The sequence below is a fragment of the Bradyrhizobium sp. USDA 4354 genome, from assembly GCF_054060315.1.
Window position 1 is genome coordinate 115,029 of record NZ_JBSSDC010000001.1, and the last position, 17,333, is coordinate 132,361.

Genomic DNA, 17,333 nt, shown 5'->3' on the forward strand with positions numbered 1-17,333 from the left:
GGCGGCTTCGCGGCATTCCTGAGGTCAATTGGTGCGATCGCCCCCGGTTAACCCTTCATTAACCAAACCGGACCACCGTGGATCTACGGCTTGGGGGTCGTTGGTTCTCGATCCGCTTCCAACGATGGAAGCGGGCGTTGGTCGGGAGGTGTATTGATGACCACTGTTCATGTCGCTGCGTCCGAGCCGGACGCACAATTCCTTGCTCCAAACCAGATCGTTCCGCTCCTGATCGGCGCCACGGTCGACGAGGTCGAGCGTGAGCTCGTGCTCCAGACGCTGGCGCGCTGCGACGGCAACCGCACGCGCGCCTCACGTGTCCTCGGCCTGTCGGTGCGCACGCTGCGCAACAAGATCAGGCTCTATGCCGCCTCCGGCATCGACGTGCCTGCCTATCAAGACTAGCGCGTGAGGACGCGCGCTGGATCAGTCCGCCGACGATGACCGCAAGCGCGATCATCGCGACCGAGCCGGCGATCAGTTCGATCGCACGGAGGAAGAAAGCCGTCATGACAGCCCATGACGGTTGCGGCTCCTCGGCGAATGCGACCGGGACGATGTCAGGCACCAGCAGGTGATCGAGGCCGAGCGAGGCCGCGAGAATGACAGCGAACAGGCAAAAGACCTTCCACGCTGCGCGCATCGGTCGCTCCTCGCGAGGGGTGTGGCCGCGTGCGATCGATGACACGGCCGCTCGCCCGGCCGATTGATGTTGATCAAGCTTGGCACGATGCGTGGGCAGAATTGCTGCTGTCGTCAAACGCCGCTAAGTAGCTTCTTCGGGTGAAGGGAGCAGTGGCGTGGCAGACGATCAGGGACGACGGCAGGGACCTCAGGGTCCGCGCGGGCGGCAAGGCGAGCCGGGACGGCCGGGGCCGCAGGGTCATCCGGGCCGGCGCGGCCCCGACGGGGCGCGCGGCAAGCCGGGGCCGCAGGGCAAGCCGGGGCCGATCGGAAAGGCCGGCCCTCCTGGCAAGCCCGGTCCGCAAGGCAAGCAGGGCGAAGCCGGCTCACGCGGAGCAGCCGGCGCGCCGGGGCCTGCCGGACCGCAGGGGCCCGCAGGGCCGCAAGGCCCGCGCGGCGAGCCGGGTCCGCCCGGCCAATTGCCCGTCGATCGAGCAAGTGCTGCCGTGGCTCGACCAGCTCTTCGACGCCTGGGACGAACGTCGCCGCCAGCGCGAACGCGAAGCCGCCGAGCGCGAAGCGCTCGAGGCCGCCGTCCAGGAGACTGACGAGGCAATCGTCGATGACGGGAGCGATGACGGCGACGATCACAAGAACAAGAAGAAGAGAAAGAAGAAGCGCGACCACAAGGACTAACGCCTATTTCGGCCGATCCTCGCGCCGCGGCAACATGCCCATGCGCTCGAACTGCCAGCGCATGGCGCGATACCAGAGATAGCCGACCGCAGCGCCGCACAGAGCGAGGATGATCACATTCGCGCTCGAGAACGAGCCGCTCCACCACATCATCCACGCGGTCCATAGCAGCGTGAAGACGATTGCACCTGCTTTCAGGGGAAGAAGGGGGCGGCTCATGGTCGTGCTCCGGGCGATCAAAACCCCGGCAGCCACCATCGCAAGCTGAGGCAGCAGACACCGTGAGCCAGATCACGGAGCACGTTGCTTGAGCTCTCTCACGAACCGAAGCGGAGCCGCGAGCGCTCTTTCGCCTTTTCCGCCGCAACTTCACGGTCGCGCGCCGGCGCATGCGTATGCAGCGACGTCAGGAGTTTTCGTGCGGCCTCAGAGACCTCGGCCACCGCACGCTCGAACGCCGCCTCGTTGACCTGCGACGGCTTGTTGAACCCCGACAGCTTTCGCACGAACTGCAGGGCGCTGGCGTGGATCTCATCCTCCGTCGCCGGCGGCTCGAAGTTGAACAGCGTCTTGATGTTGCGGCACATGCAGGATCTCCGGTGTCAGCCTGAAAGACGATCGGCGGAGCCGAAATCCTACATCCTTCTGCACACTTCTGTTAAGTTCGGCAGCAACCCTGATCCCGCGAGCGCCGAGACGCGCGGGCACCGCAGCAATGCGAAGTCCTACAGCGAGCAGATCGGGCAATTGCAGCAGACCGCAGCGCGGCGGACGACGTAGGAACGCTAAGCGCTGTCTTGATATGGCAACGCATCATATGTGTCGCGCCCCGCCGCATATTATTTGAGCATGCATTGCGCTGAAAGCTCGGGCTTAATCCGTATCAACGATACGAATCGACACACGACGAGGAGGATCGCATGCACAGGCTGGCACTGTGCGTTTGGCTGGCTGCGACGACGTCGCTGACGAGCGCCGCATTCGCCTTCGACAACGGGCAATATGATCACGTCCCGCCCGACATCCGTGCCTGGTTCAAGAGCGTGATCGCGCCGAATGGCGTGCCCTGCTGCGACATCTCCGACGGCCATCGCACCGATTACGACGTGCGTGGCGGCACCTATTGGGTGCCGATCGAGGGACAATGGATGGAGGTGCCTGAACGCGCCATCATCCGCGATCGCGGCAATCCGGTAGGCCAGGCCGTGGTGTGGTATGTTCACCACCGCGGCGCCGTCATCATCAGCTGCTTCGTCCCGGCGGATGCAGTTTAGCGCGATGGATTTCGTTGGCTGGACACGCCTGATCGGATAGCTTTGGCCCAAACTGAAGCGGAGGCACACCGTTGACCGATCTTAGCGCCGAAGACCTCGCCACCATCTATGCCAAGCCGAGTCCGCGTGTGATCGAGAAGGCGCGACCCGCGATCGATGCACATGCGAGGAAGTTCATCGAGATGTCGCCGTTCTGCGTGCTGGCGACGTCGGGCGCTGACGGCAGTGTCGACGCCTCGCCGCGCGGCGGCGGCATCGGCTTCGTCCATGTCGCCGGTCCCAACCAGCTGTTGATGCCCGACCGCTCCGGCAACAACCGCATCGACAGTTTTCGTAACGTCGTCGAAGGCTCGGGCTTCGTGCATCTGTTGTTCTTCGTGCCGGGGATCGACGAGACGCTGCGCGTCGGCGGGCGCGGCACGCTATCGGCCGATCCGGATCTGCTCGCCTCGATGGTCGAATTCGGCAAGCCGCCGCGCGCTGTGCTGAACGTCGCAGTCAGCGAAGTCTATTTCCATTGCGGCAAGGCGCTGATGCGCTCGAAGCTGTGGTCGTCCGAGAAGGTGCAGCGCTCGGTGATGCCGAGCATCGGCGAGGTCATTCACGACCAGACGGGCTTGGGCGAAGCGGAGAGCCAGGACGTCATAGAAGCGCGCTACAAAACCCAGCTGTAGGTGCAGCTGGCGCGACAATTACAGCGTCGTCCCAGACAAGCGCAGCGCAATCTGGGACCCATACCACAGGACGTCGTTTGGCGAAGACTCGTGGTTACCATCGCGCGCCCGAACTGCTCCCTGTAGTTATGGGTCCGCGCGGTTCGCGGGAACGACACCGAGTATGTGACAACGCTAGCGCGTCGAATTAGTGCCCCTCGCCCTCGAGCCCGCCGACATGCTTCTGGGTGTAGAGCTCGAGGCCGATGCGACCGATCAGGTCGAGCTGGGTTTCGAGGAAGTCGATGTGGTGCTCTTCGTCGCTCATCAGCTTCTCGAACAGGTCGCGCGTGACGTAGTCCTTGGCGCCGTGGCAGTAGGTCGCCGCTTCCTGATAGAGCGCCCGCGCGCTCATCTCGGCGGCGAGGTCGCACTCGATGATCTCCTTGACGTTCTGGCCGATGCGCAGGGGATCGAGCACCTGCATGTTCGGGAAGCCGTCCAGGAACAGGATGCGTGCCGTGAGCTTGTCGGCATGCTCCATCTCCTCGATAGACTCCTTACGCCAGACCTTGGCCATGTCCAGGAGGCCCCAGTTGTCGAGGAAGCGGTAGTGCAGCCAGTACTGATTGATCGCAGTCAGCTCGTGACGCAGCGCCTTGTTGAGATAGTCGATGACTTTTGCGTCGCCCTGCATGGTTCACTCCAGCTCTCGCAGTCCAAATCGGCCACAACCGAATTTAGAATGCTTCTAAATGAGTTTATGGACAAGGGCAACCGGCTGCGCGGACGAAGCCGGGGAAAAGCTCAGCCGGGGATGCTGAAGTTCTTAGCAGGCCGCGAGGGCAAACTCGGCGGGTTCGACCGTCTCGTCATTGGCGGCCACGGTGTGGCTGTGGGGACAGCCAGCGCAGCAGGACTGCGCGCAAGGACCGAGCGCCTCGTCGATGATGGTCTTGATGGTCCGGGCACAGCGACCGCATTCGGCACTACAGCCGAGACATCCATAGACCTGCTTGGCATGGCGCACGGCATCGTCGGACTCGGCGACGGCGGCGCGGATGTCGTCATCGCTCAGCACGTTACAGGAACAAACGATCATGGAAGCGGCAGGCCCTTCGGTGATGCACCATCATCGATATTTAACGGGCCGGCCGGATGCAAAAGGAAAAACCGGTATTTGAAGCTATTCCAAACTGGCCCGATCAAAGCCTAGAACGGCTCTAAAACGAGCCTTTGCGCTGGATCAAGATTGTGGCCGGACTAGTCGCCGCCACCGCCTCCTCCACCGTCGCCACCCCCTCCGCAATCTCCACCGCCGCTGCTGCTGCCGCTATCGCCGCTCGAACAGCTGCCGCCGTCAGTCGAGCTCCCCGAGCTGCCGCCGGAAAACCAGCTTCCCAGCGAGAAGCCGTCACTCGTTCCGGAATAGCTGCTGCCGCCGCTACTCCCTGGGTCGCTGCCGGCCGTTGCGCGGGCGCGCCGTCCGCGGTTCTGGAGGTGTGCGATCCAACCGTAGCCGATCGCGAAAACGATCCCGGCGGCGATCAATGCATTGACCATCGCGTTGCCCATCATCGTCTCCCGGTGAAGCTGGGGCTCATACCGATTGGTCGTCGCTCGCAACGGTACCGTTCATTGATCATTCAAGCGAAGTATGGAACCTTATGTCCCAAACAGTTCCCGCGGGTTCGTCTGAAAGGTCAAGCCAATGAAGAAGTCGCTCCTGGCGGTCACCGCCGTCGCCACCCTGGCCGTTGCGGCCGGAACGCCGGCTCATGCGCAGCGCGGTGTCGCGGCAGGCGTCGCGGCGGGAATCATTGGCGGTGCCATCGTCGGCGGCGCGCTGGCCTCTCCGTATTATTACGGACCCGGTCCGGGCTATTACGAACCCGGCTATTACCCGCCCCGCTACTACGCGCCGGCTCCCGGCTACGTCGCTGATGGCTATTACGGCGGCGGCTGCGTCTGGCAGAAGCAGCGCTTCTGGGACGGCTATGCCTGGCGCGTCCGCCGCGTCCGAGTCTGCGGCTGAGGCGCTCTAAGCCGGTTCAACACGATGGGCCGTTCATCTCGGAGCCTGAAAAAGACCGCTTTTTCTCGTCACAGCTCCGTGTGCGTTTACCGTGGATTGACCATTTGCGCGCTTGCTAGCCCAACGGCCAATTCCATCAGAGTGTGCGTGAACCTTTGAAACCCGGGCCACCCCTCACAAGGGGAAGTCCATCTCCCAGGAGAGCCAAGAGCATGAAGAAGACTTTAGTTGCTGCCCTTACGGTTGCAACGGTCGCCGGTTCGCTGGTGACCGCCACCCCGTCCGCCAAAGCCGGCGACGGCGTCGGCGCCGGCATTGCGGCCGGCCTGATCGGCGGCGCGATCGTCGGCGGCGCCATCGCGTCGAGCCGTCCCGCCTATGGCGGCCCCGTCTATATCGCCGAGCCCGGCCCGCCGCCCCCGCCCTGCTACTGGCGCCGTGAGCGGTATTGGGACGGCTACGGCTGGGTCGTCCGTCCGGTTCGCGTTTGCTACTGATCTGATCGCTACGCGCACCTCCGCACCGCGATCGAAGCCCGGCCGAGCAACTCGGCCGGGCTTTTTCATTTGAACCCCTGCTATCGCGCCGCCTGGATCGAGCGCAGCACCTCTTCGCTCGGCCAACAATCGACCTTGAGGCTTGCCGACTTCTGGTAGGCGCCGAGCGCCGCGCGTGTCAGCATGCCGGCCTTGCCGTCGATCTTGTCCTTGTAGAGCCCGATGCGCGTGAGCCCGCGCTGCATGGTCTCGACATCCTTGGTGCGCAACTGCTTGGAGGCCGACCAGGGCGTTGCGAACGGCAGCGGGCTCGTCATGCGGTCGCTGAGATGGCCGACGAACAGCACGTAGAGATCGGAGAAATTGTATTCCTTGATGACGAAGTAATTCTTCGTGGTCAGGAACGACGGGCCGTAGATGCCTTCGGGCTGAAGCAGCGAGGCCGGCTGCGCCTGCTCGGCCGCGCTGAGCCTCGCGCCACGCACCGGCACAAAGCCTTCGCGCAGCCATTGACCGATCGGCTTCGTCACCTCGGGCACGCCCGTCGTGCAATCGACCTTCGCCGGCGCCTGCACCTCGTAGGCCCAGCGCAGTCCACTCTGCCAGCCCTTGTTGAAGAGCTGCTGCGCGGCCGAGGCCAGCGCATCCGGCACGGAGTGCCAGATGTCGATGCGGCCATCGCCGTCGAAATCGACGCCATGCTTGTAATATTCCGACGGCAGGAACTGCGTCAGCCCCGTGGCGCCGGCCCAGGAGGAGCGCATGTCCTTGCGTGTCACCACGCCCTCGCCCAGGATCTTCAGCGCGAGGATGAACTCGTTGCGATACTGATCCTTGCGGCGGCCGACATAGGCCTGCGTCGCCAATACACGGACGAGATCGTAGGGAAGCGTGTAGCGGCCGTAGTCCGTCTCGCGGCCCCAGATCGCGAGCATCACGGTCGCGGGCACGCCGGAGCTTTTCTCGATCTCGGTCAGCGCGGTGCGATATTTCTGCAGCAGCCGCTGCCCTTCGCCGGCGAGCCGCGCGATCGAAGCTTCCTTGACGTAGTCGGCCGGCACCTGCACGAACTCGGCCTGCGACGGGGCGCCAGTTGCGGGCCGTCCTGGCAGGATCAAATCGGGCAGCTTGTAGTCAGGCTCCAGCCCGCGCGTCTGCTCGTCGAACGTCGCGCGCGAGACGCCCGTGGCCTGCGCCTCCGGCCAGAGCGAGGTGATGAACTGCGTGAAGGCGGCGTCTGCGGCGCGGGCGGACGACCAGCCGCAGGTGAAAGCGATCACCGCAGCAATGAGCCCCCGCCGCATCATGCCGCCATCACCGCGTCAGCTTCTTGTACTTCACGCGGTGCGGAATGATGCTGTCCTGACCGAGCCGGCGCATCTTGTCCTTCTCGTAATCCTGGAAGTTGCCCTCGAACCATTCGACATGGCTGTCGCCTTCGAAGGCCAGGATGTGGGTCGCGATGCGGTCGAGGAACCAGCGATCATGGCTGATGATGACGGCGCAGCCGGCGAAATCCTCCAGCGCCTCTTCGAGTGCGCGCAGCGTGTCGACGTCGAGGTCGTTGGTCGGTTCGTCGAGCAGCAGAACGTTCGAACCAGACTTCAGCATTTTTGCCAGATGCACGCGGTTGCGTTCACCGCCCGAGAGCGCGCCGACCTTCTTCTGCTGGTCCGCGCCCTTGAAGTTGAACGACGAGCAATAGCCGCGCGAATTCACTTCCTTCTTGCCGAGCAGGATCAGCTCGTTGCCGCCGGAGATTTCCTCCCACACGGTCTTCTTGCCGTCGAGCGCATCGCGCGACTGGTCGACATAGCCGAGATGCACGGTCTCGCCGACCGTGATCGAGCCGGAGTCCGGCTTCTCCTGGCCGGTGATCATCCTGAACAGCGTGGTCTTGCCGGCGCCGTTGGGGCCGATCACGCCGACGATGCCACCGGGCGGCAGCTTGAACGTGAGATTGTCGATCAGGAGACGATCGCCGAAACCTTTGCTGAGGACTTCGAAATCGACCACGTTGGCGCCGAGCCGTTCGGCGACCGGAATGATGATCTGCGCGGTTTGGGTCTGCTTCTCGCTCGCCTGCTTGAGCAGCTCCTCATAGCGCTGGTAGCGCGCTTTCGACTTGGCCTGACGCGCTTTCGGCGAGGACGCGACCCATTCCTGCTCGCGGGCCAGCGTCTTCTGGTGCGCGGCGTCCTCGCGTCCTTCCTGCTCCAGACGCTTCTGCTTCTGCACCAGCCAGGACGAGTAATTGCCCTCATAGGGAATGCCGCGGCCGCGATCGAGCTCGAGGATCCAGCCCGTGACGTTGTCGAGGAAGTAGCGGTCGTGGGTGACGATCAGGATCGCGCCGGGATAGTTGCGCAGGTGCCCTTCCAGCCACGACACGGACTCAGCGTCGAGATGGTTGGTCGGCTCGTCCAGCAGCAGCAGCTCGGGCTGGTCGAGCAGGAGCCGGCACAGCGCGACGCGGCGGCGCTCACCGCCGGAGAGTTTCGTCACATCGGCATCGTCGGGCGGGCAGCGTAGCGCGTCCATGGCCTGGTCGACCTTGCTGTCGAGATCCCACAGGCCCTGGGCCTCGATCTCGTCCTGGAGCTTGGTCATCTCGTCGGCGGTCTCGTCCGAATAGTTGACCGCGAGCTCGTTGTAGCGGTCGAGGATCGCCTTCTGCTTGGCGACGCCCTGCATGACGTTCTCGCGTACGGAGAGCTTGGGATCGAGCTGCGGCTCCTGCTCGAGATAGCCGACGCGGGCGCCCTCCGCGACCCAGGCCTCGCCGGTATATTCCTTGTCCAGGCCGGCCATGATCCTGAGCAGCGTCGACTTGCCCGAGCCGTTGACGCCGAGCACGCCGATCTTGGCGTCCGGATAGAACGACAAATGGATGTTATCGAGCACCTTCCGGGTCGGGTAGCTCTTGGTCAGGCCCTGCATGAAATAGATGAACTGGCGCGCCATCGGTCCCGTGAAACCTTCGATTTGAGGGAATTTGCTTGCCGCCGATGTAACGATCCCGTCCCCAAAGGGCAACGTTTTCCGTCCGTTCACCACGGATGAATACGGTCCGGACACCATCTCGCCGCCGATCCGGACAATTGAAACCATTTTTTAATAAAGCAGGCCAAAGCTCGGTTTCGCGCGGAAACAGCGCCGCCCGCTCAGAATGAACGGGAGCACAGCGAGGCCGACCATGGCTCTGATCGAGACCAACACCCTTCCTGTTCCGGCAGAAGCCGGCCACGTCTCCGGGTTCGTCTCGGAGATCAAGGCTTTCTGGAAGCGCTTCTTCGCCATCGCCTTCAATCCCTACCGGCCTGAGCTGCACTACATGCGCGGACCCGGTCCGGCCTGGCGCGCCAAGCACGGCATGGATGCGCCGTTCCGACTGAAGCCCCGCGACCTCTGAACCCCTGTCTCCTATCGGACTTTTGAAGCCGCAGGCTGCTTGCGCGCGAGGCTGATTGCGCGCAACCATGGCCAGGTTCCGCTGAGGGCGCTCCCGCTTGCGCCGCCACCTCTCGCCATGGATGAACGCCGATGAGCCGGCTGCGCTGTGCAATTCTCGACGACTATTTCAACCTCGCCCTCGACGTCGCGGACTGGCCGAAGCTGTCGGACCGTGTTGACGTCATCGTATTCAGCCATCCCTTCGCCTCGGAGCAGGCCGCAGCCAGCGCACTGGCCGATTTCGATATCATCTGCGCGATGCGCGAGCGCACCGCTTTCCCCAAGAGCCTGTTCGAGAGCTTACCGAAGCTGAAGCTGCTGCTGACCTCAGGTATGCGCAACGCCGCGATCGACATGGAGGCGGCGAAGTCGCGTGGCATCGCCATCGGCGGCACGCAATATTCCCGCGATCCGACCGCGCCGCTCACCATGGGCCTGATCCTGGAGCTGACCCGCGGCATCGGCCGCGAGAATGCGCGCATGCATGCGGGCGAGCCCTGGCAGAGCTTTGCCGGCGTCGAGATCGAGGGCTTGACGCTCGGCATCGTCGGGCTCGGCAAGCTCGGCAGCAAGATGGCTGGGATCGCGAAAGCGTTCGGTATGAACGTGATCGCCTGGAGCCCGAACCTGACGCCGGAGAAGTGCGCGGCGGCCGGCGTCAGCTACGCCAGCAAGGAGGAGTTGTTCGCCAAGGCCGACATCGTCACCATCCACGTTGTTCTGAGCGAGCGCTCGCGGGGCCTGGTGAGCCGCGCCGATCTCGCGCGGATGAAGCCGACCGCCTTTCTCGTCAACACCGCGCGCGGGCCGATCGTGGACGAGCAGGCGTTGCTCGAGGCGTTGCAGCAGCGGAAGATCGCGGGCGCCGGCATCGACGTGTTCTCGGTCGAGCCGCTGCCGGTCGACCACCCCTTCCGCAAGCTCGACAATCTCGTGCTGACGCCGCATCTCGGCTACGCCACCAGGGACGGTCTGGGCATCCATTACGGCCAGATGGTCGAGGCGATCGATGCCTTCACCAAGGGCGCAGAGCTGCCACGGAAGCTGGCCTGAAACGACGCAGATCTTAAAAAATTGGGGCGTGCCGACGGCACGCCCTTCGCAGTCTGAATTGTCTCTCGGAGCTTAGCGCACGGTGACCGGCGCGGGCAGCGGCGGCACCACCGTCGGCTGCGTGCCCGGGACCGGGCCAGCTTGGGCGGCCATCGGAGCCGGACCAGGAGCAGCACCGGGTGTCGGCGCAGCGGAGGCGGTCGCCGTTCCCGGCGGCGGGCCGCCCGGCATCACCACCACGCGGGTGCCGACCTTGACGCGATCGAACAGGTCCGAGACGTCCTCGTTCAGCATGCCGATGCAGCCGGAGGAGACGAACTTGCCGATCGTCGAAGGCTGATTGGTGCCGTGGATGCGGTAGACGGTCGAGCCGAGATACATCGCGCGGGCGCCAAGCGGATTGCCGGGGCCGCCGGCCATGAAGCGCGGCAGGTAGGGCTGACGCTCGATCATCTCGGTCGGCGGATGCCAGTCCGGCCACTCGGCCTTGCGGGTGATCTTCTGCACGCCGGTCCAGGTGAAGCCGTCGCGGCCGACGCGGACGCCGTAGCGGATCGCACGGCCGCCTCCGAGCACGTAATAGAGATAGGTGTTGGGGGTATCGACCACGAGCGTGCCGGCCGGCTCCTTGGTCTGGAACGCGACCTCCTGGCGGCGCAGATTGGGCGGCAGCTGCACCGGCGCAGCATCGGGCTGCTCCTCGGGCGGCAGCGAGGCCAGCGTTATCGGCCGGCCATCGGCGCCGACGGGCGGCTGCGCGGGCTGGACCGTCCCGGTCGCGGCGAGACCGCCCACGGCCTCCGGCGGACGCAGGCCATCATTGGCGGGGGCCTGCTGACCCGGACGGTTGGCATAGATCACCGGCGGCGGACCGGCGGGGCGGCCGTAGCGGGGATCGTCCGGCGACATCACGGGGCCCTGCGGCGGCGCCGCCGAATAGACCGGCGGAGCACCAGCCGGACGGCCATAGCGCGGATCATCCGGCGACATCACCGGCCCTTGCGGCGGGGCGGCCGAATAGACCGGAGGCGCGCCGACCGGGCGGCCGTAGCGCGGATCGTCAGCCGGACCGGGCGGCGGTAGCGAGGCCTGCGGCATCGCTTCGTCGTCTTCGTCCAGCGCGTCGAAATTCGGCGTGCGGTCACCGGGCCGATATTCGGCCGGGGCGCCATAGCCCGGCGCCTGCTGGACCGGATAGCTCTGAGCCTGAGCGAGCGAGGTTCCCGCCGCAGCGACTGTTGCGGCAGCGCATATCGTCAGAAAGTGTTTGATCATCATCGCTCTTGTATAGTCCCCAAGCCCGATCGGACCGTTAACGGCCAGATGACGGAAGATAGCGGCACATTCAAGACATATCAGGCCTATTTGCGCCGGATTTGCCGATTTGTGATCCGCAAGACGACCGTGGCCCCGTTGCATCACGGGGCTGAAATCGTATCGCGCCATTAATTGCCGCTCTGTTCGGCCGCGATTTTAACAGAACGATGCCGAAGCGTTGCGATATGGTCGAATCAGCCTGATTCGCCACCTTTTTGAGCTCCGATTCCGCGTGGCGAACGCGGCAAGCAGTACCGTCACCGCGTTCAGATGGCTCTTGGGCCCTGGCCTCCTCGCCGCCGGGGCGGAAATTCGCAACCGCTCGATGCTTCCCGGCTTTCGCTTCCTGTTTGCCGCGATCCTGCTGTCAACCTCCATCCTGGTGTTCGGCCTCGGGGCCGCCGCGCTGCTGCGGGCGACCCATCAGCAGTATGTCAGCAACCCCTCCTGGCGGAACGGGCCGCAGGAGCAGGTGTTCGCGCAGGCTTCCGAGCCGGCCCCGCCGGTGCTCGCGGTGTTGCAGACCGAGCCGGAAGTGCCCGCCGAGCCCGCGCCGTCGCTGCGTGACCGGGTGCCGACCATTGGATTGCCGGCGAATGAGCCGCAGCAGGTCGCCGCGGTAGCGAGCGAGCCCGACGCTCAGCCTCAGGACGCCGCGCCCGCAGCCGACGTCCCGGCTGCCCAACCAGCCAGGCCCGAAACGACCGCGGAGGCCGCAGCGCCGGCTTCCATCGACACGCTGACCCCCGCCGACACCACGGCTTCGATCTCCGAGACTCAGCCTGCCGCAAGCGTCAGCGAGCCGACGGCCGCCGATCCCAGTGCCGCCCTCGACGCCCCAGCGATCGATGTCGCCGCAGCCAAGGTAGCCGCGCTGAACGATCCCGCGACCACGGCCGTGAAGGATGCGCCGGCGAACGCCAAGACCGAGAGCAGCAAGGCGGACAGCGGCGCATCCGACAGCAAGGCGACCAAGCGCAAGGCGAAGGCGAAGAAGCGGCATCGCGTGGTACGACGTCCGCAGCCTCAGCAGCTGCAGCAACAGCTCGATCCGTTCGGCCAGCCGCAGCCGGCCTTCGCGACGACAACGACGGCGCGCACGCGCTGACGCGCTTCTTCGCCTCTCCCCGCAAGCGGGGCGAGGGAGCGCACTGCCATCGTGGCCTCACGCCGGCCCGGTCGCGATCGGCGGGCCGCCGGCCTGGCCCCATTCCGACCAGGAGCCGTCATACAGCGCGGTGTCGGTGATGCCGAGCCGATACAGCGCGAGCGTCAGCACGCCGGCCGACACGCCCGAGCCGCAGCTCGTCACGATCGGCGCGTCGAGCTTGACACCGGCGTTCGTGAAGGCGGCGCGCAAGTCCTCGAGCGGCTTCATGGTGCCGCTCGCGGCATCGAACAGCAGATTGTAGGGCACGTTGCGGGCGCCGGGAATGTGGCCGGAGCGGATGCCCGGCCGCGGCTCCGGCGCGCGGCCCTCGAAACGGTCGGCGGCGCGCGCGTCGATCACCTGCTCCGTGCGGCTTTCGACGTTGGCGATCAGCTGCTGCATGCTGCGCACGCGGTTTCCATCATAGCTCGCCTTGAACGTCGCAGGCCTCGGCTTCACCTCGCCGCTCTCGACCGGCCGCCCTTCAGCGCGCCACTTCTTCAGGCCGCCATTGAGGATGCGCACATTGCTGTGGCCGTAGGACAGGAACATCCACCACGCACGCGGTGCTGCGACCCAGCCGCCGGCATCGTAGATCACGACGGTATCGCTATTTCCGATGCCGAGATTGCCGACGTCGCGACCGAACTGCTCGGCGCTCGGAAACATGTGCGGCAGCGGGTTGGAATGATCCGACACCGCATCGACGTCGAAGAACACCGCGCCCGGCAGGTGCGCGGCGAGATAGTCGTCCTTCGGCAGCGGCAGCACGCCCGGCAGCTTGAAGCTGGCGTCGAGGATCTTGACGTTGGCGTCGCCCATGCGGGCGGCGAGCCATTCGGTGGAGACGAGGGGGTCGGTGGCGGTGGTCATTGCATGCTCCGGCAATTGTCTCAGTCGTCATGGCCGGGCTTGTCCCGGCCATCCACGTTTTTCGTCGCGGCAAAGACGTGGATGCCCGGGTCAAGCCCGGGCATGACGGAGTATGTGGTGAGGAAGGAGTTCACCTCACCCCTTCTTCTTCGGCACCCACTGCTCCGTCGGGCCACCGGCATCGCGCCAGGCGGCGTAGCCGCCGGCGATGTGGGCGACGGGCTTGAGGCCCATATCCTGCGCGGTCTTGGCCGCGAGCGCCGAGCGCAAGCCCCCGGCGCAGTGGAAGAGGAATTTCTTGTCCTCCTGGAAGATCGGCTTTGCATACGGGCTCTGCGGATCGATCCAGAATTCGAGCATCCCGCGGGTACAGGCGAAGGCGCCGGGGATGCGGCCGTCGCGCTCGATCTCGCGGGGATCGCGGATGTCGACGATGACGACGTCGCCGTTCTTGGAGATCTCGATGGCGTCCTTGGCCGAGAGCGTCTCGATCTCGGCATTGGCCTCGTCGATCAGCGCCTTGATGCCGCGGGTGATGGTCTGGGGCATAAGTGTTCCCTTCTCTTTCGTCATTCCGGGGCGATGCGCAGCATCGAACCCGGAATCCATTCATCTACACGCGCTGCGGCCCGATGGATTCCGGGTTCGCGACTGCGTCGCGCCCCGGAATGACGACGGGGAGCATCAGTGCGTCAATTCCTTCATCGCGCCTTCCAGCCCCTCGATCGTGATCGGGTACATCCGGTTGGCGAAAATGCGTCTGATGATGGTAGTGGATTCCGAATAGTCCCAGTGCTTCTGCTGCACCGGATTCAGCCACACCGCGTGCGGATAGGTGCGGATGATGCGATCGAGCCAGACCGAGCCCGGCTCCTCGTTGACGTGCTCGACCGAGCCGCCCGGCACCATGATCTCGTAAGGCGACATCGAGGCATCGCCGACGAACACGACCTTGTAGTCGTGCGGATATTTGTGCAGCACGTCCCAGGTCGGCGTGCGGTCGGTGAAGCGGCGCTTGTTCTGCTTCCACACGCCTTCATAAAGGCAGTTGTGGAAGTAGAAATACTCCATGTGCTTGAACTCGCTCTTCGCCGCCGAGAACAGCTCCTCGACCTGCTCGATATGCGCATCCATCGAGCCGCCGATGTCGAAGAACACCAAAAGCTTCACCGCGTTGCGCCGCTCGGGGCGCATGTGGACGTCGAGATAGCCGTGATTGGCGGTCTCGCGGATCGTGGTGTCGAGATCCAGCTCGTCGGGCGCGCCGGTGCGCGCGAACTTGCGCAGGCGCCGCAGCGCCACCTTGATGTTGCGGATGCCGAGCTCGACATTGCCGTCGAGGTCCTTGAACTCGCGCTTGTCCCACACCTTCACGGCGCGGTTGTTGCGGTTCTTCTCCTGGCCGATGCGCACGCCTTCCGGGTTATAGCCGTGCGCGCCGAACGGGGAGGTGCCGGCGGTGCCGATCCACTTCGAGCCGCCCTGGTGCCGTCCCTTCTGCTCCTCAAGGCGCTTCTTCAGGGTCTCCATGAGCTTGTCCCAGCCCATGGCCTCGATCTGCTTCTTCTCTTCTTCCGTCAGGTACTTCTCGGCGAGCTTCTTCAGCCACTCCTCGGGGATCTCCGCCTTCTCCATGGCGTCGAGGAGGCTCTCCAGCCCCTTGAACACCGTGCCGAAGACGCGGTCGAACTTGTCGAGATTACGCTCGTCCTTCACCAGCGAGGCGCGCGACAGGTAATAGAAATTCTCGACCGTGAAGTCCGCGAGGTCGGCGTCGAGCGCCTCCATCAGCGTGAGGTATTCGCGCAGCGTCACGGGGACCTGCGCATCGCGCAGAGAGGTGAAGAATTGCAGGAACATGGGTGACAGATTGCCCGTCGGGTGGCTGACGTCAAGGGGCGCCGCTTCACCCCTCCCCGCCGGGGAGAGGTGAACCACGCGCGTCGGCGAGCCAATTCAACATGGACCCAATCACATTTTGCTCTAGAATTGACCGCCTCACGGGGTTGTTTTGGGGACGTTTGCAATGGGAATTGTCGCAGCGCTCATCATCGGCGCGATCGCGGGCTGGCTTGCGGGCAAGATTGTCCACGGGGCGGGATTTGGACTGATCGGCAACATCGTCGTCGGCATCATCGGCGCGCTGGGTCGCAAGCTGGGTGTTGCCCCAGCTGCACATCCAGCTGGCAACGGGCACGGTCGGCGCCATCGTGGACGCCACGATCGGCGCGGTGATTGTGCTCGTCATCCTTTCGCTGATAAAACGGGTCTGAAAGCCTGACCGAACCAGGAACGGCCGCCACGAGCGGCCGTTCCCTTGTCGCGACCGGGGCCCGCGCCTCGCGCCGACGATTACCCAAGGACACGCAATGAAATTTACCGGCACCAAGGACTATGTTGCGACCGACGATCTCAAGGTCGCCGTCAATGCCTCGATCGTGCTGGAGCGCCCGCTGCTCATCAAGGGCGAGCCCGGCACCGGCAAGACGGTGCTGGCGGAGGAAGTGGCGAAGGCGCTGAACGCGCCGCTCCTGACCTGGCACATCAAGTCGACCACCAAGGCGCAGCAGGGCCTCTACGAATACGACGCGGTGTCGCGCCTGCGCGACAGTCAGCTCGGCGATGCGCGCGTGTCGGACATCAAGAACTACATCAAGCGCGGCAAGCTGTGGGAGGCCTTCACGGCCGAGCGGCGCCCGGTGCTCCTGATCGACGAGATCGACAAGGCCGACATCGAATTCCCCAACGACCTGCTGCTCGAGCTCGACCGCATGGAATTCCATGTCTACGAGACCGGCGAGACGATCAAGGCCAAGCAGCGCCCGATCATGATGATCACCTCCAACAACGAGAAGGAGCTGCCGGACGCGTTCCTTCGCCGCTGCTTCTTCCACTACATCAAGTTCCCAGACGCCGACACCATGGGCCGCATCGTCGACGTCCACTTCCCCGGCATCAAGAAGCGCCTGGTCGAGGAAGCCTTGCGCATCTTCTTCGAGGTGCGCGAGGTGCCCGGGTTGAAGAAGAAGCCATCGACGTCGGAGCTGCTGGACTGGCTCAAGCTGCTGCTCAACGAGGATATGAGCGCCGAGCAGCTGCGCGAGCGCGACCCGCGCAAGCTGATCCCGCCACTGCACGGCGCGCTGCTCAAGAACGAGCAGGACGTGCACCTGTTCGAGCGGCTGGCGTTCTTGAGCCGACGGGAAGTGTAGGAAGACTTGTATGGGTAGAGCGAAGCGAAACCCATCAAGCTCTTCCCGCGATGTTGAAGTTGATGGGGTTCGCTCGCTCTACCGATCCTACTTTCTGGTCCCGTCATCCTGAGGTGCGAGGCATGGGACGCAAAGCGTCCCATGGGGAGCCTCGAAGGATGCACGGCCCCGATGCATCCGGGCCGTCGCCCTTCGAGGGCCGCTGAAGAAGCGGCCACCTCAGGGTGACGGGGATAGGTTTGGCCGCGCTGATACAGCGCCGTCATTGCGAGGAGCCCTTGCGACGAAGCAATCCAGAATCCCTCCGCGGAAAGACTCTGGATTGCTTCGCTACGCTCGCAATGACGAGCAAGGGGCAACGACGCCGTTCTCCAGGTCGCATCTGCGTTACAGACACACCTTCGCATCCTCGCGGCTCATCTCGCCCGAGCTTTGCTGAACTCCTCGCTCCTCCGAAGAAAGAGGGCGCAGGGAAGGCCGGGTGCTGACCTCGCAC

The 17,333-nt window shown here is 64.7% G+C and carries 22 protein-coding genes and 2 pseudogenes; 12 read left to right on the top strand and 12 right to left on the bottom strand.

What is annotated here, in order from left to right; all coding sequences use genetic code 11:
* Positions 1-156 precede the first annotated feature (156 nt).
* Positions 157-405 carry a helix-turn-helix domain-containing protein gene (locus ACVIIV_RS00575; RefSeq protein WP_027572640.1) on the top strand — a complete coding sequence of 83 codons (249 nt, stop codon included), beginning with the start codon at positions 157-159 and terminating at the stop codon, positions 403-405.
* On the opposite strand, the gene ACVIIV_RS00580 is transcribed toward ACVIIV_RS00575, so the two are convergent.
* Entirely contained in the window at positions 356-643 is a 288-nt protein-coding gene (locus tag ACVIIV_RS00580; RefSeq protein WP_456742429.1) for a hypothetical protein, read from the bottom strand. The genes ACVIIV_RS00575 and ACVIIV_RS00580 overlap by 50 nt on opposite strands.
* Before the next feature lie 157 nt (positions 644-800).
* Between ACVIIV_RS00580 and ACVIIV_RS00585 the strand changes: the two are divergent.
* Positions 801-1,320: pseudogene (locus ACVIIV_RS00585) on the top strand (collagen-like triple helix repeat-containing protein).
* 3 nt (positions 1,321-1,323) lie between these two features.
* Here ACVIIV_RS00585 and ACVIIV_RS00590 read toward each other — a convergent pair.
* Together ACVIIV_RS00590 and ACVIIV_RS00595 are read right to left on the bottom strand one after the other, a co-directional pair.
* Entirely contained in the window at positions 1,324-1,539 is a 216-nt protein-coding gene (locus ACVIIV_RS00590) for a hypothetical protein (RefSeq protein ID WP_456742430.1), read from the bottom strand.
* A 98-nt stretch (positions 1,540-1,637) separates the two neighbouring features.
* A complete protein-coding gene (locus ACVIIV_RS00595) occupies positions 1,638-1,907 on the bottom strand; it encodes a DUF2277 domain-containing protein (protein ID WP_456742431.1) in 270 nt (89 codons plus the stop codon).
* Between ACVIIV_RS00595 and ACVIIV_RS00600 the strand changes: the two genes are divergently transcribed.
* The 3 genes from ACVIIV_RS00600 to ACVIIV_RS00610 all read left to right on the top strand — a co-directional run bounded on the left by ACVIIV_RS00600 (position 1,906) and on the right by ACVIIV_RS00610 (position 3,268).
* A complete protein-coding gene (locus ACVIIV_RS00600) occupies positions 1,906-2,100 on the top strand; it encodes a hypothetical protein (RefSeq protein WP_456742432.1) in 195 nt (64 codons plus the stop codon). The genes ACVIIV_RS00595 and ACVIIV_RS00600 overlap by 2 nt on opposite strands.
* Before the next feature lie 140 nt (positions 2,101-2,240).
* Entirely contained in the window at positions 2,241-2,594 is a 354-nt protein-coding gene (locus tag ACVIIV_RS00605) for a hypothetical protein (RefSeq protein WP_456742433.1), read from the top strand.
* 71 nt (positions 2,595-2,665) lie between these two features.
* Positions 2,666-3,268: a pyridoxamine 5'-phosphate oxidase family protein gene (locus ACVIIV_RS00610; RefSeq protein ID WP_456742434.1), complete on the top strand. Its 603-nt coding sequence runs from the start codon at positions 2,666-2,668 to the stop codon at positions 3,266-3,268.
* Positions 3,269-3,455: 187 nt separating this feature from the next.
* Here the strand turns inward: ACVIIV_RS00610 and bfr are convergent, their stop codons facing one another.
* The 3 genes from bfr to ACVIIV_RS00625 form a co-directional block, all read right to left on the bottom strand.
* Positions 3,456-3,944, bottom strand: coding sequence for a bacterioferritin (bfr, locus tag ACVIIV_RS00615; protein ID WP_024339472.1), 489 nt, complete (start codon positions 3,942-3,944; stop codon positions 3,456-3,458).
* A gap of 132 nt (positions 3,945-4,076) precedes the next feature.
* Complete coding sequence (locus ACVIIV_RS00620; protein ID WP_194466561.1) at positions 4,077-4,349, bottom strand: (2Fe-2S)-binding protein; 273 nt, start codon at positions 4,347-4,349, stop codon at positions 4,077-4,079.
* Positions 4,350-4,510: 161 nt separating this feature from the next.
* Positions 4,511-4,825, bottom strand: coding sequence for a hypothetical protein (locus tag ACVIIV_RS00625; RefSeq protein WP_456742435.1), 315 nt, complete (start codon positions 4,823-4,825; stop codon positions 4,511-4,513).
* 133 nt (positions 4,826-4,958) lie between these two features.
* On the opposite strand from ACVIIV_RS00625, the gene ACVIIV_RS00630 reads away from it, so the two are divergent.
* Both ACVIIV_RS00630 and ACVIIV_RS00635 read left to right on the top strand, forming a co-directional pair.
* The gene (locus ACVIIV_RS00630; RefSeq protein ID WP_456742436.1) at positions 4,959-5,282 is read left to right on the top strand and encodes a hypothetical protein; all 324 of its coding nucleotides are present in this window, start codon (positions 4,959-4,961) and stop codon (positions 5,280-5,282) included.
* Positions 5,283-5,494: 212 nt separating this feature from the next.
* Positions 5,495-5,779: a hypothetical protein gene (locus ACVIIV_RS00635; protein ID WP_456742437.1), complete on the top strand. Its 285-nt coding sequence runs from the start codon at positions 5,495-5,497 to the stop codon at positions 5,777-5,779.
* Between the two features lie 80 nt (positions 5,780-5,859).
* On the opposite strand, the gene ACVIIV_RS00640 is transcribed toward ACVIIV_RS00635, so the two are convergent.
* Positions 5,860-7,086, bottom strand: coding sequence for a lytic murein transglycosylase (locus ACVIIV_RS00640; RefSeq protein ID WP_456742438.1), 1,227 nt, complete (start codon positions 7,084-7,086; stop codon positions 5,860-5,862).
* A 7-nt stretch (positions 7,087-7,093) separates the two neighbouring features.
* A complete protein-coding gene (gene ettA / locus ACVIIV_RS00645) occupies positions 7,094-8,743 on the bottom strand; it encodes an energy-dependent translational throttle protein EttA (RefSeq protein ID WP_456742439.1) in 1,650 nt (549 codons plus the stop codon).
* A 232-nt stretch (positions 8,744-8,975) separates the two neighbouring features.
* On the opposite strand from ettA, the gene ACVIIV_RS00650 reads away from it, so the two are divergent.
* A complete protein-coding gene (locus ACVIIV_RS00650; protein ID WP_456742440.1) occupies positions 8,976-9,191 on the top strand; it encodes a hypothetical protein in 216 nt (71 codons plus the stop codon).
* Between the two features lie 131 nt (positions 9,192-9,322).
* A complete protein-coding gene (locus tag ACVIIV_RS00655; RefSeq protein WP_456742441.1) occupies positions 9,323-10,285 on the top strand; it encodes a D-2-hydroxyacid dehydrogenase family protein in 963 nt (320 codons plus the stop codon).
* Between the two features lie 72 nt (positions 10,286-10,357).
* On the opposite strand, the gene ACVIIV_RS00660 is transcribed toward ACVIIV_RS00655, so the two are convergent.
* Positions 10,358-11,560 (bottom strand): L,D-transpeptidase family protein, encoded by a 1,203-nt coding sequence (locus ACVIIV_RS00660; RefSeq protein WP_456742442.1) that lies wholly within the window; start codon positions 11,558-11,560, stop codon positions 10,358-10,360.
* Positions 11,561-11,927: 367 nt separating this feature from the next.
* On the opposite strand from ACVIIV_RS00660, the gene ACVIIV_RS00665 reads away from it, so the two are divergent.
* Positions 11,928-12,710, top strand: a complete 783-nt coding sequence (locus ACVIIV_RS00665; protein ID WP_456748641.1) for a hypothetical protein — start codon at positions 11,928-11,930, stop codon at positions 12,708-12,710.
* Positions 12,711-12,767: 57 nt separating this feature from the next.
* On the opposite strand, the gene sseA is transcribed toward ACVIIV_RS00665, so the two are convergent.
* The 3 genes from sseA to ACVIIV_RS00680 all read right to left on the bottom strand — a co-directional run bounded on the left by sseA (position 12,768) and on the right by ACVIIV_RS00680 (position 15,485).
* The gene (gene sseA / locus ACVIIV_RS00670) at positions 12,768-13,625 is read right to left on the bottom strand and encodes a 3-mercaptopyruvate sulfurtransferase (protein WP_456742443.1); all 858 of its coding nucleotides are present in this window, start codon (positions 13,623-13,625) and stop codon (positions 12,768-12,770) included.
* Between the two features lie 135 nt (positions 13,626-13,760).
* A complete protein-coding gene (locus tag ACVIIV_RS00675) occupies positions 13,761-14,174 on the bottom strand; it encodes a rhodanese-like domain-containing protein (protein ID WP_456742444.1) in 414 nt (137 codons plus the stop codon).
* Between the two features lie 135 nt (positions 14,175-14,309).
* Positions 14,310-15,485, bottom strand: a complete 1,176-nt coding sequence (locus ACVIIV_RS00680) for a vWA domain-containing protein (RefSeq protein WP_456742445.1) — start codon at positions 15,483-15,485, stop codon at positions 14,310-14,312.
* A gap of 166 nt (positions 15,486-15,651) precedes the next feature.
* Between ACVIIV_RS00680 and ACVIIV_RS00685 the strand changes: the two are divergent.
* Together ACVIIV_RS00685 and ACVIIV_RS00690 are read left to right on the top strand one after the other, a co-directional pair.
* Positions 15,652-15,898, top strand: a pseudogene (locus ACVIIV_RS00685) (GlsB/YeaQ/YmgE family stress response membrane protein).
* 96 nt (positions 15,899-15,994) lie between these two features.
* Positions 15,995-16,837 carry an AAA family ATPase gene (locus ACVIIV_RS00690; RefSeq protein ID WP_456742446.1) on the top strand — a complete coding sequence of 281 codons (843 nt, stop codon included), beginning with the start codon at positions 15,995-15,997 and terminating at the stop codon, positions 16,835-16,837.
* Positions 16,838-17,333: the final 496 nt, after the last annotated feature.

What these genes read in the sequence shown, in the direction of transcription:
- ACVIIV_RS00575 (WP_027572640.1), top strand. Translation starts at nt 157, where the DNA reads ATGACCACTGTTCATGTCGCTGCGTCCGAGCCGGACGCACAATTCCTT.
- ACVIIV_RS00580 (WP_456742429.1), bottom strand. Translation starts at nt 643, where the DNA reads ATGCGCGCAGCGTGGAAGGTCTTTTGCCTGTTCGCTGTCATTCTCGCG.
- ACVIIV_RS00590 (WP_456742430.1), bottom strand. Translation starts at nt 1,539, where the DNA reads ATGAGCCGCCCCCTTCTTCCCCTGAAAGCAGGTGCAATCGTCTTCACG.
- ACVIIV_RS00600 (WP_456742432.1), top strand. Translation starts at nt 1,906, where the DNA reads ATGCAGGATCTCCGGTGTCAGCCTGAAAGACGATCGGCGGAGCCGAAA.
- ACVIIV_RS00595 (WP_456742431.1), bottom strand. Translation starts at nt 1,907, where the DNA reads ATGTGCCGCAACATCAAGACGCTGTTCAACTTCGAGCCGCCGGCGACG.
- ACVIIV_RS00605 (WP_456742433.1), top strand. Translation starts at nt 2,241, where the DNA reads ATGCACAGGCTGGCACTGTGCGTTTGGCTGGCTGCGACGACGTCGCTG.
- bfr (WP_024339472.1), bottom strand. Translation starts at nt 3,944, where the DNA reads ATGCAGGGCGACGCAAAAGTCATCGACTATCTCAACAAGGCGCTGCGT.
- ACVIIV_RS00620 (WP_194466561.1), bottom strand. Translation starts at nt 4,349, where the DNA reads ATGATCGTTTGTTCCTGTAACGTGCTGAGCGATGACGACATCCGCGCC.
- ACVIIV_RS00625 (WP_456742435.1), bottom strand. Translation starts at nt 4,825, where the DNA reads ATGATGGGCAACGCGATGGTCAATGCATTGATCGCCGCCGGGATCGTT.
- ACVIIV_RS00630 (WP_456742436.1), top strand. Translation starts at nt 4,959, where the DNA reads ATGAAGAAGTCGCTCCTGGCGGTCACCGCCGTCGCCACCCTGGCCGTT.
- ACVIIV_RS00635 (WP_456742437.1), top strand. Translation starts at nt 5,495, where the DNA reads ATGAAGAAGACTTTAGTTGCTGCCCTTACGGTTGCAACGGTCGCCGGT.
- ACVIIV_RS00640 (WP_456742438.1), bottom strand. Translation starts at nt 7,086, where the DNA reads ATGATGCGGCGGGGGCTCATTGCTGCGGTGATCGCTTTCACCTGCGGC.
- ettA (WP_456742439.1), bottom strand. Translation starts at nt 8,743, where the DNA reads ATGGCGCGCCAGTTCATCTATTTCATGCAGGGCCTGACCAAGAGCTAC.
- ACVIIV_RS00650 (WP_456742440.1), top strand. Translation starts at nt 8,976, where the DNA reads ATGGCTCTGATCGAGACCAACACCCTTCCTGTTCCGGCAGAAGCCGGC.
- ACVIIV_RS00655 (WP_456742441.1), top strand. Translation starts at nt 9,323, where the DNA reads ATGAGCCGGCTGCGCTGTGCAATTCTCGACGACTATTTCAACCTCGCC.
- ACVIIV_RS00660 (WP_456742442.1), bottom strand. Translation starts at nt 11,560, where the DNA reads ATGATCAAACACTTTCTGACGATATGCGCTGCCGCAACAGTCGCTGCG.
- ACVIIV_RS00665 (WP_456748641.1), top strand. Translation starts at nt 11,928, where the DNA reads ATGCTTCCCGGCTTTCGCTTCCTGTTTGCCGCGATCCTGCTGTCAACC.
- sseA (WP_456742443.1), bottom strand. Translation starts at nt 13,625, where the DNA reads ATGACCACCGCCACCGACCCCCTCGTCTCCACCGAATGGCTCGCCGCC.
- ACVIIV_RS00675 (WP_456742444.1), bottom strand. Translation starts at nt 14,174, where the DNA reads ATGCCCCAGACCATCACCCGCGGCATCAAGGCGCTGATCGACGAGGCC.
- ACVIIV_RS00680 (WP_456742445.1), bottom strand. Translation starts at nt 15,485, where the DNA reads ATGTTCCTGCAATTCTTCACCTCTCTGCGCGATGCGCAGGTCCCCGTG.
- ACVIIV_RS00690 (WP_456742446.1), top strand. Translation starts at nt 15,995, where the DNA reads ATGAAATTTACCGGCACCAAGGACTATGTTGCGACCGACGATCTCAAG.